12 protein-coding genes are annotated in these 16,238 nt (G+C 68.5%); 4 read left to right on the top strand and 8 right to left on the bottom strand.

Annotation, left to right across the window (positions count from 1 at the left end; all coding sequences use genetic code 11):
- Window positions 1-116 precede the first annotated feature (116 nt).
- Window positions 117-3,179, top strand: a complete 3,063-nt coding sequence (locus ACQPWU_RS54090; RefSeq protein ID WP_433434885.1) for a Tn3 family transposase — start codon at window positions 117-119, stop codon at window positions 3,177-3,179.
- A 142-nt stretch (window positions 3,180-3,321) separates the two neighbouring features.
- On the opposite strand, the gene ACQPWU_RS54085 is transcribed toward ACQPWU_RS54090, so the two are convergent.
- The 8 genes from ACQPWU_RS54085 to ACQPWU_RS54050 form a co-directional block, all read right to left on the bottom strand.
- Window positions 3,322-3,768 (bottom strand): hypothetical protein, encoded by a 447-nt coding sequence (locus ACQPWU_RS54085; RefSeq protein WP_433434883.1) that lies wholly within the window; start codon window positions 3,766-3,768, stop codon window positions 3,322-3,324.
- Window position 3,769: 1 nt separating this feature from the next.
- Window positions 3,770-4,066 (bottom strand): hypothetical protein, encoded by a 297-nt coding sequence (locus ACQPWU_RS54080; protein WP_433434881.1) that lies wholly within the window; start codon window positions 4,064-4,066, stop codon window positions 3,770-3,772.
- A gap of 8 nt (window positions 4,067-4,074) precedes the next feature.
- Complete coding sequence (locus ACQPWU_RS54075; RefSeq protein ID WP_433434879.1) at window positions 4,075-6,129, bottom strand: SpoIIE family protein phosphatase; 2,055 nt, start codon at window positions 6,127-6,129, stop codon at window positions 4,075-4,077.
- A gap of 232 nt (window positions 6,130-6,361) precedes the next feature.
- Complete coding sequence (locus tag ACQPWU_RS54070) at window positions 6,362-6,559, bottom strand: hypothetical protein (RefSeq protein WP_433434877.1); 198 nt, start codon at window positions 6,557-6,559, stop codon at window positions 6,362-6,364.
- A 114-nt stretch (window positions 6,560-6,673) separates the two neighbouring features.
- A complete protein-coding gene (locus ACQPWU_RS54065; RefSeq protein WP_433434875.1) occupies window positions 6,674-7,336 on the bottom strand; it encodes a hemerythrin domain-containing protein in 663 nt (220 codons plus the stop codon).
- A gap of 490 nt (window positions 7,337-7,826) precedes the next feature.
- Window positions 7,827-10,439, bottom strand: coding sequence for a choice-of-anchor P family protein (locus tag ACQPWU_RS54060; protein ID WP_433434873.1), 2,613 nt, complete (start codon window positions 10,437-10,439; stop codon window positions 7,827-7,829).
- A 228-nt stretch (window positions 10,440-10,667) separates the two neighbouring features.
- Complete coding sequence (locus tag ACQPWU_RS54055; RefSeq protein ID WP_433434871.1) at window positions 10,668-11,183, bottom strand: hypothetical protein; 516 nt, start codon at window positions 11,181-11,183, stop codon at window positions 10,668-10,670.
- A gap of 70 nt (window positions 11,184-11,253) precedes the next feature.
- Window positions 11,254-12,030, bottom strand: a complete 777-nt coding sequence (locus ACQPWU_RS54050; protein WP_433434869.1) for a hypothetical protein — start codon at window positions 12,028-12,030, stop codon at window positions 11,254-11,256.
- A 417-nt stretch (window positions 12,031-12,447) separates the two neighbouring features.
- Between ACQPWU_RS54050 and ACQPWU_RS54045 the strand changes: the two genes are divergently transcribed.
- Genes ACQPWU_RS54045 through ACQPWU_RS54035 form a run of 3 tightly spaced genes read left to right on the top strand, consistent with a single transcriptional unit; the run spans window position 12,448 to window position 15,898 of the window.
- A complete protein-coding gene (locus ACQPWU_RS54045; protein WP_433434867.1) occupies window positions 12,448-13,116 on the top strand; it encodes a hypothetical protein in 669 nt (222 codons plus the stop codon).
- A gap of 23 nt (window positions 13,117-13,139) precedes the next feature.
- Window positions 13,140-15,167, top strand: a complete 2,028-nt coding sequence (locus ACQPWU_RS54040; RefSeq protein ID WP_433434865.1) for a GAF domain-containing sensor histidine kinase — start codon at window positions 13,140-13,142, stop codon at window positions 15,165-15,167.
- On the top strand, window positions 15,164-15,898 hold the full coding sequence (locus tag ACQPWU_RS54035) for a response regulator (protein ID WP_433434863.1): 735 nt from the start codon (window positions 15,164-15,166) through the stop codon (window positions 15,896-15,898). Before ACQPWU_RS54040 ends, ACQPWU_RS54035 begins: the two co-directional genes overlap by 4 nt.
- Window positions 15,899-16,238 lie beyond the last annotated feature (340 nt).

Raw genomic sequence — 16,238 nt, 5'->3', positions numbered from 1 at the left:
ATGTGTCGGGCACATTGCGTCGCCATCACGGGTGAGACATACCGGTGGGTAGCCGAGCAGTTACAAACCATGTTTCTCCTGACCTTCGTCGAGGTCCAGGAGAAAGGGTGCGGGACATGCGGCGCGACTGGGAGTTAGAGGACCTGATCGAGTGCTGGACGCTGGATGAGGAGGAGTTCGCGCTGCTGGCGAACAAATCCGGGGCGACGCGGCTCGGGTTCGGTCTCATGCTGAAGTTCTTCGAGCTGGAAGCCAGGTTCCCTCGCCGGGAGGACATACCTCGCACGGCGGTGGAGTTCATGGCGGGACAGGTCAAGGTGGACGCGGAGCTGTTCGCCTCCTACGACTGGTCCGGGCGCACGATCGAGTACCACCGAGCGCAGATCAGAAAGTTCCACGACTTCCGCGAGCCGACGGTCGGCGATGAGGACAAACTCGCCGACTGGCTGGCCACCAAGATCTGCCCGGTGGAGATGTCAAGGGATCGGCTGCGCGGAGCGCTGCTGACACGCTGCCGCGAAGACCGGATCGAGCCGCCGAAGACGACCCGGATCGAACGCGTGCTGGGCGCGGCCGAGGCGATGTTCGAGCGGAACTTCACCGCCACGACCGTGCAGCGCTTGTCGTTCGAGTCGGTCGGCAAGCTGGAAGAGCTGATCGTTGCCGAAGCTGTCCCGGCCGGCGTCCCGGCCGGCGGACAGGACTCTCCGGAAGGAGACGTCCCGCAAGGGGACGGGCAGACTCCGGTCGCCAGCAGCGGCCGGCGCGCGTTCTTGCAGGAACTGAAGGAGGACCCGGGGCCGCTGCACCTGGAGACGCTGCTGGCCGAGATCGTGAAGCTGGAGCGGGTCAAGGCGATCGGTCTGCCGGCCGCGTTGTTCGAGGGGGTCTCGGAGAAGGTCGTGGCGGGCTGGCGGGCCCGGGCGATGAAGATGTACCCCTCCGATTTCGAGGCGGCGGCGCCGCCGGTGCGCCTCACCCTGCTGGCCGCGTTGTGCCAGGTGCGGCAGGCGGAGCTGATCGACGGGCTGGTGGAACTGCTGATCCAGCTCGTGCACAAGATCAGCGTTCGGGCGGAGAAGAAGGTCGAAGGCGAGCTCAACGCCGAGTTCCGGCGGGTGCAGGGCAAGAACGGGATCTTGGTGAAGCTCGCCACGGCGGCACTGGAGCTGCCGGAGGAGACCGTCCGCAAGGCCCTGTATCCGGTGGTCGGTGAGCGGACGCTGGAAGACATCATCGCCGAGGCCAAGGCGAATGAGAAGGAGCTGTGCACCCGGGTGCGGACCAAGCTGCGCGGCTCCTACTCCCACCACTACCGGCGCGGCCTGCCCAAGCTGCTCAAAGCGGTGCGGTTCCGCTCCAGCAACGACACCTTCAAGCCGGTGATGGACGCCCTGGACCTGCTGCAGCGCTACGACGGCTCCGACGCCGACTTCTACGCCGCCGCCGAGGTGGTACCGCTGGAGCATGTGGCGCCCGAGGACTGGCGTGACGCGGTCCTGGACCCCGACAGCGGTCTGGTGGAGCGGATCCCGTACGAGCTGTGCGTGCTGGTGGCGCTACGCAAGGCGATCCGGCGTCGCGAGATCTGGGTGGAGGGCGCCAACACCTGGCGCAATCCCGATGAGGATCTGCCCGCCGACTTCGAGGACAACCGGGACGTGCACTACGAGGCGCTGGCCAAGCCCCGTGACCCGGCCGACTTCATCGCCGATCTGCAGAAGCGGCACGTGGCGGCGCTGGACCGGCTGAACAAGGCCCTGAAGAAGGCCACCACGGGCGGGGTGAGCATCACCAGGAGGAAGGGCGAGCCGTGGATCAGCGTCCCGCCCCTAGGCAAGCAGATCGAGCCGGAGAACCTGGAGGCGCTGAAGGAGGAGATCGCCCGCCGGTGGGGCGTGATCGATCTGCTGGACCTGATCAAGAACGTCGACCACGCCACGAAGTTCACCGGCGAGTTCACCTCGGTGGCCTCGCGGACGGTGACGGATGCGAAGGTGCTGCGCCGCCGGCTGCTGCTGTGCACCTTCGGGCTGGGCACGAATATGGGGATCAAACGGGTCGCCGACGGCACCGCGGCGATCGAAGGGATGGAGGCCGACACCGAGGCTGCGCTGCGCCGGACCCGCCGGCTGTTCGTCAACCGCGACAACCTGCGCGCCGCGATCCGCACCGTGGTCAACAAGACGCTGGAGGTGCGAGATGTCTCGCTGTGGGGGCCGGGCACGGCGTGCGCGTCGGACTCGCGCAAGTTCGGTTCCTGGTCGGCGAACTTCATGACCGAATGGCACCAGCGCTACGGCGGTGCCGGGATCATGGTGTATTGGCACGTCGAACGCAAGAACGTGTGCATCTACAGCCAGGTGCGATCCACTACCGACTCCGAGGTGGCCTCGATGATCGAGGGCCTGCTCCGTCATCTGACCAGCGCGGAGATCGATCGCCAGTACACCGATACCCACGGAGCTTCGATCGTGGGTTTTGCGTTCTCGCACTTGCTGGACTTCAAGTTGCTGCCCCGGCTGAAGAACATCGGGTCGGCCCGCCTGTACCGGCCAGGCCTGACCGAGGGCGAGGCCTGGCCGCAGCTGGAAGGCGTCCTGTCGGGCAAGAGCATCGACTGGGAGCTGATCGCCAACCAGTACGACCAGATGATCAAGTACGCGACGGCGCTGCGGCTGGGCACCGCCGAGGCCCATCAGATGCTGCGCCGCTTCACCCGCGGCGGCCCAAAGCACCCCACCTACCGGGCCATCGAGGAACTCGGCCGGGTGATCCGCACCGTCTTCATCTGCGACTACCTGGCTGAGGAGGAACTGCGCCGCGAGATCCACGAGGGCCTGAACGTGGTGGAGAACTGGAATTCGGCCAACAAGGACATCTTCTACGGCAAGGCCGGTGATCTGACCGGAGACGACCGTGAGCATGTCGAGGTCTCCGCGCTGGCCCTTCACCTGGTCCAGGCCGCGATCGTCTACCTGAACACCAGGATGGTACAGATCGTCCTCGCCGAACCGAAGTGGCGAAAGAAGCTCACCGACGCCGACCGGCGCGCCCTGTCGGCTCTGTTCTGGTCCCATCTGAACCTGTACGGCAGGTTCGAGCTCGACATGAGCAAACAGCTCGACCTCGGGCCGGTGCCGGGCGCTGACGGCCTGCAGTCAGACGGTCCGCTCTGAGTGGCGAACGATCTCGGGGGCGGCCCTGCGCCAGGCGGGCCACCCTCGTCGGAACACCACGATGTTCGCCCTTTTGGCCCGGTCAGGCGCCGCCAGCCGAGCCGTTCGTAGAACCTGATCGCGTCAGCCGCTTGCGGGGCGGTCAGCAGCCAGCAAGAGTTGGTGCGGCCGCACAGGAGGTCGAGGATTCGTCCCGCGAGGCCTGTCTGCGCGCGTGTGGGCTCACCGCCAGTTCATCCACCTCCAGCGCTCCAACCAGCTGCGTTTCCACCGCGTCACCGAGTTCGGCACGGACGAGGTCGTAGGCGCGGCCCGTGGGGAAGGGCCTTGGGGTGCGCCATGCCGTACCGAAACCAGCGGGTTCGCCGTTGTCGCTGGCCAGCACCGCCGCGAATCCGGGGCGATGCGCGTCTGCGGTCAGGCGTTCGGCGAAGGCATCGGCGGCGCGCTCGTCCTCGTGCCATGGCGGGCCGCCGAACGCGGCCCGGTAGATCTCCGCCAGGTGAGAGGTGCGGGCCAGGGTCTCCTGACCGGTGAGACGTTCGAGGTTCACGCGGTCACCCGCACCTTTCCGATGCTCGGGGTGCATGTCAGTGTTCCTTGACCGGACGGAGGATGGTGCTGCGCAGGCGGGCTATGGGCACGAGCATGAGCAGGCCGAGCGCGCCCAGCACGCTGAAGGCGAGAGTGAAGTCGCCCGTGGCGTCGCGCAGTGCGCCCACCAGAAGGGGGGCCAGCGCGGCGCAGCCGTAGCCGACGAAGAACGCCATCGCGCTGATCCGTCCAGCCTCGCCGGGGTCGCGGCCGGCCAGCACGGGCAGGGTCAGCACGAGCGTGAACAGCCCGCCGTGCCCTACGCCCAGCGCCGCGATCCACACCCACGTCACCGGCACCCCTACGAGGCGACCCCCTCGTAGCACCCTTCCTGCGGCACCCGCAGCGCGATCATGGCGACGTCGTCCTCCCCCGTCACCGGCATCCCGGTGAGCAGTTCGTCGCAGAACCGGCCCAGGGGTTCGCGGGCGAGCCGCTCCGCGCACCGCCGCAGCCGTTCGAGCCCGTCGCCGAGGTCCTCTCCCCGCCGCTCGACGAGGCCGTCGGTGTAGAGCAGCAGGGTGCTGTGCGGCGGCAACGGCTCAACGGCGCTGATCCACGGCTGCTCGTGGAGGAGGCCGAGAAGGGGGTTGTCCGCGTCCTGGAGGAAGCGGGCCTCCCCCTCGCCGGTCACCAGCAACGGCGGCGGGTGCCCGGCCACCGAGTACGCCAGCCGCCACACGCCCTCGTCATCCCTTTCCAGGCGGGTCAGGACGCAGGTGGCCGTGCTCTCGCCGTTCAGGGTCTCCATAGCGGTGTTCAGCCGCCGCAGGACGTCACCGGGGGACTCGTCGCGGTCGACGGCGAGGGCCCGCAGCATGTTGCGCACCTGGCTCATGCATACGGCGGCGGCCAGGTCGTGCCCGGCCACGTCGCCGATGACCAGCTTGACGGCGCCGCAGGACAGCAGGAACGCGTCGTACCAGTCTCCGCCGATCTCGGCGGCGGTCGGGCTCGCCTGGTAGCGCGCGGCGAGTTCCAGGCCGGGGACGTGGGGCGGCTCGGCCAGCAGGCTGTGCTGCAGGGCCAGCGCCACCCGCTGGGTGCGCCGGAACCGCAGGGCGTTGCTGATGGCGTCGTGCGTGTGGTCGAGGATCTGCCCCATCAGATCGATGTCGGCCGGACTGATCGGCGGCCGGTCCCCGCAGATGCAGGCCGTGACCACAGCCCCAACCTCGCCTTCGACGACGATCGGGAGGATGACCACGTTGTGCGCCCCGATCTCGGCGATCCACGTCCTGACCGCCTCCGGGTAGAGGAACGGAGGATGTCCGCGGGGGAAGGATATGTGGGCGGGGCGGCGCTGCCCTACCGCTTGCCGCAGCACCTCGGCGGAGTGGTGCTCCTGCAGCATCGGCAGCCTTGGCAATCCCTCACGTACGGCGCAGGCGAGGCGCTCGGCGACGACGGTGCGTGCGTGCGGAAGGCCGCCGTTCGGCTCGGGAAGCAGGTGGACATCGCAGGTGTCGGCGAGCTCGGGCACGACCACCTCGGCGAGCGCCTGGCACATCTCCTCCAGGTTGGTGATGTCGCTCGCCGCGGCCGCGGCGCGGTCCAGCAGCCAGCGGCGGCGCTCCTCCTGCCACTCCTGCTCGACGTCGGTGGAGGCGCCCACCCACTCCACCACCGCGCCGTTCTCGCGCACCGGCACGGCCCGGAACCGGATGTGCCGGTAGACGCCGTCGCGGGTGCGGACGCGGTAGGTCACCTCGTGGAGCGAGACCGCCTGTTCGGCGGCCTTGTCCCACCACTCCTCGGCGTGCACGCGGTCCTCGGGGTGCAGTGCCCGCATCCAGCCGCGGCCGAGACTCTCCTCCGGCGTCTGTCCCGTCAGCCGCTGCCAGCCCTGGCTCTCTCTGGACTCGCCGTGCGGGCCGGTCACCCACACCCCGTGCACGCCCGCCCACACGATGCTTTGGTAACGGCGCAGGAGGCGGTCCCGCTCCTTCGTCAGGGCGCGGACCCGCCGGGTGGCGACCTGATCCATGATCTCCTGGACCACTGCCAGCAGCCCGCTCTCACCGTGAGGAAGGGGAATCCTCGAGAGGCTGATCCGGAAAACGCGCTCGTGTCGTCCGCCGCTTCGATCCCCGGCTCCGGAGACCTCGTCGAGGCGTACGGTCTCTCCCGTCTCGCGGACCTCGTCGAGCACGGGAAGGGAGTCCTGCCCGAGCACGTCGCGGAAGACCTCCCGGACCGGCGCTCCGATCGGCCGGTCCCCGAACATCGCCCGGAAGGCGTCGTTCGCGTAGAGCAGCCGATGGTCTTCCCCGCGGGTCGCCAGGACTCCGACGGGCGCCCTGTCGAACACGTCCAGCGCCACCTGGCTGGACTCACGTTCTTGGCCGACTTGCACTGCATCTTCCCCCTGTGGAGCCGAACGCACGCGATCGGTGGGTCCCCCGCATACGCGCCCCTCGATTCGCTTACCTGAAGAGTACACACGTTTGACCAGGTCAAAGCAGGACCTGAGGCCCTCGTGCGATCGGCGCCGCGCGCGCCGCCCAGTGCGTACTTGAAGTCGATGCGACAGCGCACGGCCTCGGTGGCATCGCGGTCGGAAAGGTCCAGCACGAATTGCAGCACGCTCACCGTGGCCAGCTGAGCAGGTGAGAGTCCCGGCCGTCGCGGGGATACCACTGCGCGAAGTCCTCATCGCTCCGTAACCCGTCCAGCCGGTCGCGGATCCACATGGCCGGGGTGCCACGGGGATTACTCGCTCGTGCTACCTGGGCGGTGAGCTCCGGGACCTCCAGCGCGGACCGGGGACGAACCGGTAGAGACACCTGACCACCTCGGGGGGAATGACCGACTTCGCCGACCCCAGAAGCCTCACAGTTACTGATCAGTCGCCCTTCGGGACATGCCGGATGTTTTCAAGATTCCCGACAGAGTCAAGCTTAGGCGTTCGTCGGGGTCGTCGCCGGCCCATACGTGCCGGGACCCCAGACGGTCGTCGCTCGGCGCCGGTACTTGCGAGCAAAGCCACGCAGCACGATGAACCGTGGAATGGCTGGGAGCAGGTGGATGACGACCTGGTACCGGACGGGATCGATGCCGTCGATCACCCAATGGGCCTCCTCACCGAGCTGCATGAGCGGCTTCGGCTTGATGTTGTGCTCCTGGTCCCAGGCATCCCACTCGGCGGCAGTGATGCTGGCAGACACGACCGGCATGGCTTCGTCCTCCTCGCGACGCAGGTGCGGTAGCACCACTTCGCACAGGTTGTCCAGGGCGGCGAGCAGCTCGGTCCGGGCGGGCGCAGCGTCGTCACTGGCATACGCGGCGGCAGCCGTGGTGACCGTCTCCATTGCGGGCGCGATGCGTGCGTGGTCGGCGTCCATCGCCTCGAGGATTGCGGCGGAGTCCGGATTACGCCGGAGCACCAGCGGCCACAGCCCGTTGTCCTCGCCGGTGTGGTGGTCATGAAGGAGCCGCATCAGCCAGGCCACGTGCTCGGCGATCGCTTTGCGGCGAGGTCCGTTCGGGTACGGCGGGGTGGCTAAGGCGTGCCGAGCGCGCTCGAAGTCACGGCGGTACGCGTCGTGGACGACGCCCATCATGGTGGTGCCGGCGGGTCGTTGCGGATCCGGTTTCATCGTGGTGCTCCGATCGGTCGGGTCAAGGAATGGTGGACGGTAGTCGGCGCGGACCCCTGGCGGTCAGGGCAGTCAGGGCGTGACTTCAGTCCGTTTCCATCTCCCCTTGTCGCGTTCGCCAGTCGAGGAGATATCTAGCTTTTTCAGAAATTCTTTTAAATATTTGTCGCCAATGTACGATTTCCGCCCTCACGCGACCAGGCCGTCGAGGATCTGTCCGAGCGAAGTCAAATCAGACTCAGAGGATGAGCGCGGCAGGCAGACAGTATGCCTTCGTGATCCAGACCAGGGGCCGCCTCGACAGGTCGTGGTCATGGATCCCTAGTAACGGCAACGCGGACAGCCCCTGGCGGGACGCGGCGTGGAGGGCGACCCCCAGTTGCCCCGCACGACGCGGTCGAGTACTTCCTGTTGTGGGCCGCGGCGAGGATCCCCTCCTCTGCGGCCCACATCATCAGATGGATCTTCCGGCCGGGTGCGACGTGCCGGTTGCGGCCGAGGCGAGTGTAGGTCGCGGACAGTTGTGGACATCGCTCCTTGCCGCGGAGACGACGACATCGGCGATCCCCGGGGCACTGACGTGGATCGCGTTGACGAGCAATCCTGCCGAGGACCCCGGTACCGGCTTTTGCTCGTTAAGGGTGATCGTCGCTGTGCCGACCCGGATGACACTGTTCGGCCCCACCGTGGTGACGGGCTGGGCAATGCCGCCGATGGTCAGCGATTCAACGGTCACAGCCCCTGTCGCCGTCGCCGTGAACGGACCGACCTGGCAGGTGCTCTGCGAGGTGGCCCGCACGTTGGTGGCGCGGATGACCGGAAGACCGGGGGCACCGATCGTCACGGCCCCGGTGGTGGCCTTCCCCGTGGACGCCCCCGCTCCTGTGGTGACACTCGCGCTGAGCGCGGACGAGGAGACGATCCCGAGGGACACGGAGGCAGCCGACTTCTCATTGACCGACTTCGCCGCCGTTGAGACCTCGCCGGTGTCGCTCACGACACTGGGCGGGAGCAGAGCGATCTTAGCCGAGAGGCCGTACGACCTGCCGGCGTAGGAGAGCACCTTGACCGTGGTGGATGCGCCGGCCGGAAAGAAGAAGTCGTCGCCGGCGAAGGCCACTTGGACACCGACGCTGGTCGCGGTGCCGGGCTGGGCCACATTCGGAATGGTGCACTGGACGTGACCGTCGGCGTCCGTGGTTCCGCTGCATGTCTGTGCCGACGAACCGCTTCCCAGGGTGAAGGTGACGGTCCGGTTCTCAAGCGGAAGGCTCCTGGCCTCCTGGGTCAGAGTCGCCTGGAACGTCGCCGGGAAGTCGTTGGCGATGTGGGACGGCCCTCTGTAGCCGACGGATGCTTTTCCTTTCAGGGCTTCCACTGTGGAGTTCACGTTCGACGCAACGTAGAAGTCGTTACCCTCGAAGGCCACTCGCATCGCGGTCTGCCCGGCGGGCTGCAGCACGCGCGAGATCTCGCACCGGGCGATGCCTGCCGGGTCCGTGTTCCCGCCGCACGTCTGTGCCGTCGCTCCCGCCCCTAAGGTGAAGGACACCGGCTGGCCCTCGATCTGGGCGCCGTCGTTCTCTGCGAGGGTGGCCTGGAACGTGACGGCCGAGCCGTTCGTCACCTTGGACGGACCGGTGTACTGGACAACCGTCTTCCGCTTGTTGATCGTGAACGTCTTCGAAGTGGTCTGCGCGTTGTAGACCAGGTTACCGGCATACGAGGCCTCGACGGAGTAGGTGCCGGGAACCTGGTCGAGGATGATCTGGCAGGATGCCCGCCCGGATGCGTCAGTGCTGCTGAAACAGCTCTGCGTGCCGAGTGACAGCGTGACCGGGGCGTAGGGGATCGGGGCGCCGGGCTCCACCGTCAGATCGGCGGTCAGCGTGAGCTGGTCGTGGTAGTCGCCGCTGGTGGGGCCGGAGTAGGCGAGTTTCGCGTTGATCTTGCAGGAGCCGAGCGTCACGACGCCTGTGGATGCCGGGGTCGGGTCGATGGAGTTGACCGCCACATAAGCCTTCTGCGCGGCGTCCGCGTAGACCCTTCCCGCGGTCATCCCGCCTGCGGCGTCCACCCAGTACGAGATGTTGTCCTTGCCCTTCAGGTGCAGGACGAACACGTCTTGGGGAATGCCTTGGTCCCAGGCCGACTTCGACCGCAGCTCGACGGTGTAGTAATCGCTGGTGGTCGTCGACGTGGTCTGTCCGCTGGCGTCCGCCGCGTTCGGAATGGTCACGCTCGCCGGGATCCGCAGCTCCAGGGGGCCGCCGGCCTCGGGATGGTTCAGGGCGGCCACGGTGTAGGTCTGCTGCCGGCATTGGCTGTTGTCGAAGGTCGTCACCCGGTTCGGCGGCAGCCATTGCGCGACGTCGAGCATGACCGCGTTCAGCCCCGGCCCGCCATCTCCTTGGTAGGAATAATTGGGGGTTCTGTAGCAGCGGAAACAGCTCATCACGTCGTACATATCGTTGTAGTCCGAGGTGGACGTGGAGAGCTTGCGGGAGTGATCCAGCCCGAACGAGTGCCCGGTCTCGTGCAGGATGCCGGAGAGTGCCTGGTCCTCTTCCGCGGCCATTCTGCCGAGCGCGGGGTACGTCTTCCCGCCGATCCGCGTGGGCGGCGCGCCTCCGAACAGAGGCCCGTTCAGGTTGGTGTGGTTGGTGAGGACCACCACGCCCGCGAAGTCCTCGAATGCGATGTCAGGATCGGCCTTGGAAGCGCACACGTCTATCTGGCTGACCCGGTCCAGCACGTTGAACTCGGCCGCGGTCTTGTCCGCCGTGTACCAGCCCTTCACGACGGTGCCGGTGAGGTCCAGGTTGCCGTACGAGACGTCCTTCCAGTAGTCGAACACGCCTTTTTTCCCCGCTCCGCTCTGGGAGAACATGTCCTCGTAGTAGGCCGCGTCGTGGGGCTCGGCCTGCTGGTCGGTGAATTTGCACAGCACCACGGCCAGCGGGCGGTTGCCGGAGATGGCGCGGGCGGGGGATGGCACCGCCCATATCGCCGCCAGGGTGAGGATGACGACCGCTAAAGCGGACGGTTTCGCCAAGGGTCTGCGCACGGGATCCCTCCTTTGTGATGACTATGGACGTGCGGCGAATCAGACGGCAACCGTCGCCACGACGGCGAGGCCGGTAAGCGATCGCGAAACTGCGCCACGCATGGGTTTCCCTTCGCCGATGCGGCATCCCTCATCGGGCGCGCCTGTCCTTTTCGGTTTGCGAAACATTGCGGGAAGCACGATGGTGGTGATCGCCCTACACCTCGTGCCAGGCGAATCCGATGCCCGTCAGTTCGGGGAGACGTAGATGTTGGTCCAGGCGGGGTTTCCGGCGGTGCACTGGATCGACGGCTCGGGCCCCGGGCCTTCGGCGCACACCTTCATCTCGACCTTGAAGACCCGGTGGTAGGAGAAGGAGAACCTCCTCGGGATGCGGTAGGTGCAGGTGCGGACGTGGTGACGCTGCCAGGTCACGTTGTTGCCGTCCGGAGTGACGGTGGCGATGCCGAACACCGCCCATCCGCAGGTGGACAGGGATCGGGTCAGGTCGGCGACTGTGCCGGAGACCGTCAGCCTGGCGGCGGAGGGGATCACCTCGTGGTCCTCGCCGGTAGCGGTGACCATACCGGCCGCCCTGGCCCGTCGGGCGCTGGGCGAGTAGAACGGGCCCCAGGACTGCGGCGCGGCGGTGGCCTGATTCGTTTGCGAGCGTCGCGTAGCGGCATGGGCGGTGGCCGGCAGGGCGGCCGCCGCGAGGAGCGCCGCCGCGGTGATCCCGATCACCTTGCGTGAGACGGTGTTCATCTGCTTTCTCCAGGTGTGAAGGGCTGTCAGAAAATGCGCGTGGTGGAGCAGAGGGGAGGTGTGGTGAGGCTCAGGCGACGATGGAGACGACCTTGGCGGCTGTGCCGACGGCCTTGAGCACCGAGTCGACCAGGCCTGAGACGCTGATCCTGACGCTGTCCTGGCAGCTCCACTTGTAGCCCTGGGAGGACTGCCGGACCGAAGCGAGCGCGGGCAGGGAGCCGCTCTTGTTCCAGTCGTGGTTGCGCGAGCCGGACTCGAGCGTGCCGTGGAGCCTGCCGGAGGTCTGGAAGACGAACGCCGTGCCGGAGGAGAAGCGCACGATGCAGACGCTGCTGTGGTTGTAGCTGGGGGCGCCGGAGTCGCGCACGTGTCCGGACCACTTGTAGGTGCCGTTGCTGTTCAGGGTCAGCGACGCCCAGCCTCCCACCGGGATGCCGCCGTTGAACCGGACGTCGCGGTTTATGACAATCGGCGGGCGGATGGCGCTAGAGGCACGGCGGCCTGCGGCGGCGGCATTGTCGGCGCGCGCCTGCGTGCGCATGGCGGGGGTGACGCAGACGTCGTCGCCGGGGAACGCTTCGCGCCACACGTACCCCTGGATGCAGGTGTGCGGGCCGAACGGGCCGGAGACCCAGCGGGAGGCCTTCACCCGGTTGTCCCGGTCGACCTGGTCGCGGACCTCGGGGGTGACGCACACGTGGTCGGAGGGTCGGGCCTCGCGCCAGACGTAGCCCGTCACGCAGGTGTCGGGCCCGTAGGCCGTACCGGTGTCGGCTGAGGCTGGGGTGGCCGTGACGGAGAGGGTGGCCGCGAGTGCCGCCATGCCCAGGGTCAGGTGCTTCACGATCTTCTCCTTGTGGTGTTCGCGGTCGATGGTTCGCCGGTCGGTATGGGCGTCAACGTGCGGTGGCGTGGCGCACAACCGGGATGGGCGCACGGCCGGGAGGGTTCCCGGCCCATCTGGCAGCCTGCGCCCAGAAGGTCTGGGAGCCCTCGTTGCTCCACCATCGGCTCCGGTGCAGTCCCGGCGACAGAGACGGTCGTCCCGGCCGGACGGGATTCGAGCGGCGGCCGGCCAACGCCTGTGGAGGCTTGCACGCAACTCGTGGCCACGGCATCACAGCACACGCGCCTGAGCCACCTCCGCCGGCGGATCCCGGCGGGCCGGGACGGTCGCCTCTGGTTCCGGGACCACGCGGGGCCCGACGGTGGAGACCGCGGTCGCGGGCGCGGCCGCCGGTCTGGTGATGGGAGGAAGACCATGGTGTCGTCGAGGGCCCGGGTGGCGGTCGGCGTGGCCGTACTGCTGGCGAGTTCCGTGGCGCAGCTGCTGCAGTTCGCGCTCACGCCGATGCTTCTGTCGGCCGGGGACGCGGGTGCGCAGGTGGAAGCGGTCGTGGGGCACGAGCCGGCCATGAGGCTGGCCATCTGGCTGGATGTGCCGATCCTGCTGCTGATCCCGGCCGTCTTGTACGTCGGGTATGTGGCTGGGGCCCGTACCTCGCGGCTGGCCGCCTCCGGTGTGGTGGCGGCGTTCACGACCGCGCTGGGCGCCGGCTACCTGTTGGGCACGGACGTGCTGGTCTATCTCGCCGCACAGGCGTCTGACCGAGCCGGGGCGCTGGAACTGCTGTCGGCGTACGAGTCGGACGAAGTGGTTGTACTCATGCTCGTGCTTTCGGTACTCGGCGGGCTGGCCGGGTTCGTGCTGCTGGGCGCGGCCCTGATGCGGGCGGGCACGGTGTCGGTCTGGGCGGGCGCGGCCGTGGCCGCCTCACCGGTGCTGGAGATCATCGGCAACGCGACAGGCCTCGTACCGGTGGGCGTCGCGGGATTTGCGCTGCGGGCGGCGGGCTTTGCGGCCTGCGCGGCCGCTCTTGTACGGCTCGGCCGGGCCGCGGCGGCCGAGCAGCAAAAGATCGCAGCTTGAGCACCCTAGGGTTGACGCGGAAGATGAGCGATAATCGCGGCACCGTGGATGCCAATCCCGTCGACGCCGCCACGACCGCCGCCTGTGGGACGGCGGTCGTGCTCACGCTGGCCTGCGCCGCGACGGCCATCGTCTACCCGGTCACGGCCTGGTCGATCGTCTTGCCGGTGGTCGCGGTCATGTACGTGTCGGTGCCGGTCGTGGGGGCGGCCATGGCACGGTCGCAACCGCGCAACCCGGTCGGCTGGATCCTCGTGGCCAGCGGCGTCAGCTTCCCGCTCGCCTGTACCGGCTACCTCCTGGCCGAGGCCGCCTACACCGCCGGAGCGGACATCCCCGTCGCGGCATGGGCAGGATGGCTGGATGGATGGCCCTGGGTGCCGGCACTGGGACTCGTACCGACAGTCGGGCTGTTGCTGTTCCCCGACGGGCGGCCGCCGTCGCCGCGGTGGCGTCTCTTCTTGTGGTTGTGTTGTGCGCAGGCCGTCGCGCTCTTCCTTGGCCTGCTGCTGTCTCCGACACTGATGGACTTCCCCGAACAGGACAATCCGACCGGGCTGACGGGAGGGTGGGGGGCGGCGGCGGCCGAGCTGTCCGCTGTGATCGTGCTCATGGCGCCGCTGTCCACGGCCGCGGCCTGGTCGGTGCACCGCAGGAGGGCCCGTACCACGGATCCGCGCCGGCTGGCCGCGCTGAACCTGGTGCAGCCCGCCGCCTGGCTGCTGGCGGCGTCCTGGTGGGGATGCATCGCGCTCATCGCCTTCGGGGGAGCCTCGGTGGGCGCCATGCCCGCCGAGGTTGCGGGCATGTTGACGCTCGCCGGCACGGCGTGGGTCGCGATCCGGCGGTACGGGTTGTTCGACGGCCGCCGGGTGCTCAGCGCGACGATGGCCTACGGCCTGCTCACCGTGCTGGTGTTCACGCTATATCTGGGTGTCGCGGCCGTCGTAAGGCTGCTGACGTCCGAGGCCGTCAGCCAGGCACTGGCCGTCGTCGGCGCGACGCTGGTGGCGCTTCCGCTGCGCGACATCCTGCAACGCGCCGTCAACCGGATCGTCTACGGCTACCGGGACGACCCGGCCGGGGCGCTCGTCCGGCTCAGCCGTCGCCTGGAGGCCGCCGCTCTCCCCGAGGAGGTGCTGCCCAGCGTCGCCCGCACGGTGCAGGCCGCGCTGCGCGTCCCGTACGTGGAAGTCCGACTCGGCCAAGCTATCAGGGCACGCGCGGGCGCTCCGTCCGGTGATCCGCCGGAGGAGTTCCCGCTGGTGTTCGCGGGCGAGACAGTCGGCACGCTGGCCGTGGCCCGGCGCGATCCCGGCGGGGCCTTCACGCCTGCGGAGCAGCGGCTACTGTCAGGCCTGGCCGGCCAGATCGCCGCCGCCGGCCACGCCGTGTCGCTCACCGCCGATCTGCTGCGCTCACGCGAACGGCTGGTGTCCGCGCTGGAGGAGGAACGGCGACGACTGCGCCGGGACCTGCACGATGGGCTCGGGCCGGCGCTGGCCGGAACAGTGCTCGGGCTCCAGCGGGCGCGTTCGCGGTTGGCCACCGACGCCGACGCCGTGGCCGGGCAGCTGGACGAGCTCACCGCTCACCTCCAGGAGGCCGTCGCCGAGATCCGCAGGCTCGTGTACGGCCTGCGGCCGCCCGCCCTGGACGAGTTGGGACTGATCGGCGCCCTGCACGAGCAGGCCAGGACGCTCGGGCCATTCGTGGTCGAGGGGCCTCGGGAAGAGCCTGTCCTGCCCGCCGCCGTTGAGGTCGCCGCCTACAGGATCGCCCTGGAGGCCATGACCAATGCCGTCCGCCACGCACACGCCGACCGCGGCACTGTACGAATCAGCGCCGACACCGCCCTACATCTGGAGATCACCGACGACGGCATCGGCCTGCCGGACGGCTACCGCGCCGGCGTGGGCATCACCTCGATGCGCGAACGCGCCGCCGAACTGGGCGGCACCTGCCTCATCGAACGGGCTACCCCGAACGGCACCACGATCCGCGCGACCCTCCCCCTCGGCCCGGTACGAACTCCCGCGGAGACGCCATGACCGATATCCGTCCGATCAGCGTCGTGGTGGCTGACGACCACCCGATCTTCCGCTCCGGCCTGCGCCAACTGGTCGAGGACAGCCCGCTGCTGGAGTTCGCCGGCGAGGCCGCCGACGGGGAGCAGGCTGTCGAGCTCTGCCGTGAGCGGCAGCCGGACGTCGTCCTCATGGACATCCACATGCCGGGCACGAACGGCATCAGTGCCACCCGCCGCATCCTCGCCGACCTGCCCTCGACCGGTATCCTCGTGCTCACCATGCTCGAGGACGACACCTCGATCTTCGCGGCCTTGCGCGCCGGAGCCCGCGGCTACGTCGTCAAGGGCTCAGGACCCGACGACATCATCCGGGCCATCACCGCGGTAGCCGCGGGCCAGGCCCTGTTCGACGCCACCGCCGCCGCCCGCATCGCCTCCTTCCTCCAGCCCGACGCGCGCAACCCCGACCACCCGTTCCCGTCGCTGTCAACACGCGAACGCGACATCCTCGACCTCATGGCCGCCGGCAGGTCCAACGCCGCCATCGCCGAGGCTCTGGCCCTCAGCGAGAAAACCGTCCGCAACAACGTCTCCAACATCTTCACCAAGCTCCAGGTGACCAGCAGATCGGACGCCATCGTCAAGGCGCGCCGTGCCGGACTGGGCGAGCCCGCCACCCCCAGCCGTAGCCGACCCGAAGGACATCCCGGCCACCGCCAAGCCGATTCCTCTCAATCCTCCAAGCACGCCTGAAAACGCGAGCTCGCCGACGCGGCCCTGGGCCACCCGACGACCCGGTCCGCCAGGTCATTTTCCGGCCGTCAGCGGTGGCGAGCAGACGCTGCGTGACCTGGTGCACGAGTTCAAGACCAAGGGGCCCGGCCTACCGCACCACGGTGCAGACCACGCTGCGTGGGTCTGTCCGGGGACGAAGGTTCCGGTGCCGGTGGTGCCTGTGGCCAGCGCCGCCATGGCGCTGCTGTGCGCCACCATGGTCGCGCGTTCGTTCCGTAAGGGGATCCCTCACCGGAACACCGGTTCATCCCAGATGCCTTCTGATGCTCTGGGTCGCGCGTCTCCAGGGCCCCGCTGT

It is taken from the genome of Nonomuraea sp. CA-141351, from assembly GCF_050944675.1.
Lineage (GTDB): Bacteria > Actinomycetota > Actinomycetes > Streptosporangiales > Streptosporangiaceae > Nonomuraea.
Note: the sequence above shows the minus strand (reverse complement) of the source record. Positions and strands in the feature narration are given on the sequence as shown.

Coding starts and splice junctions, on each gene's coding strand:
- ACQPWU_RS54090 (WP_433434885.1), top strand. CDS start 117: ATGCGGCGCGACTGGGAGTTAGAGGACCTGATCGAGTGCTGGACGCTG.
- ACQPWU_RS54085 (WP_433434883.1), bottom strand. CDS start 3,768: ATGCACCCCGAGCATCGGAAAGGTGCGGGTGACCGCGTGAACCTCGAA.
- ACQPWU_RS54065 (WP_433434875.1), bottom strand. CDS start 7,336: ATGATGGGCGTCGTCCACGACGCGTACCGCCGTGACTTCGAGCGCGCT.
- ACQPWU_RS54055 (WP_433434871.1), bottom strand. CDS start 11,183: ATGAACACCGTCTCACGCAAGGTGATCGGGATCACCGCGGCGGCGCTC.
- ACQPWU_RS54045 (WP_433434867.1), top strand. CDS start 12,448: ATGGTGTCGTCGAGGGCCCGGGTGGCGGTCGGCGTGGCCGTACTGCTG.
- ACQPWU_RS54040 (WP_433434865.1), top strand. CDS start 13,140: ATGAGCGATAATCGCGGCACCGTGGATGCCAATCCCGTCGACGCCGCC.
- ACQPWU_RS54035 (WP_433434863.1), top strand. CDS start 15,164: ATGACCGATATCCGTCCGATCAGCGTCGTGGTGGCTGACGACCACCCG.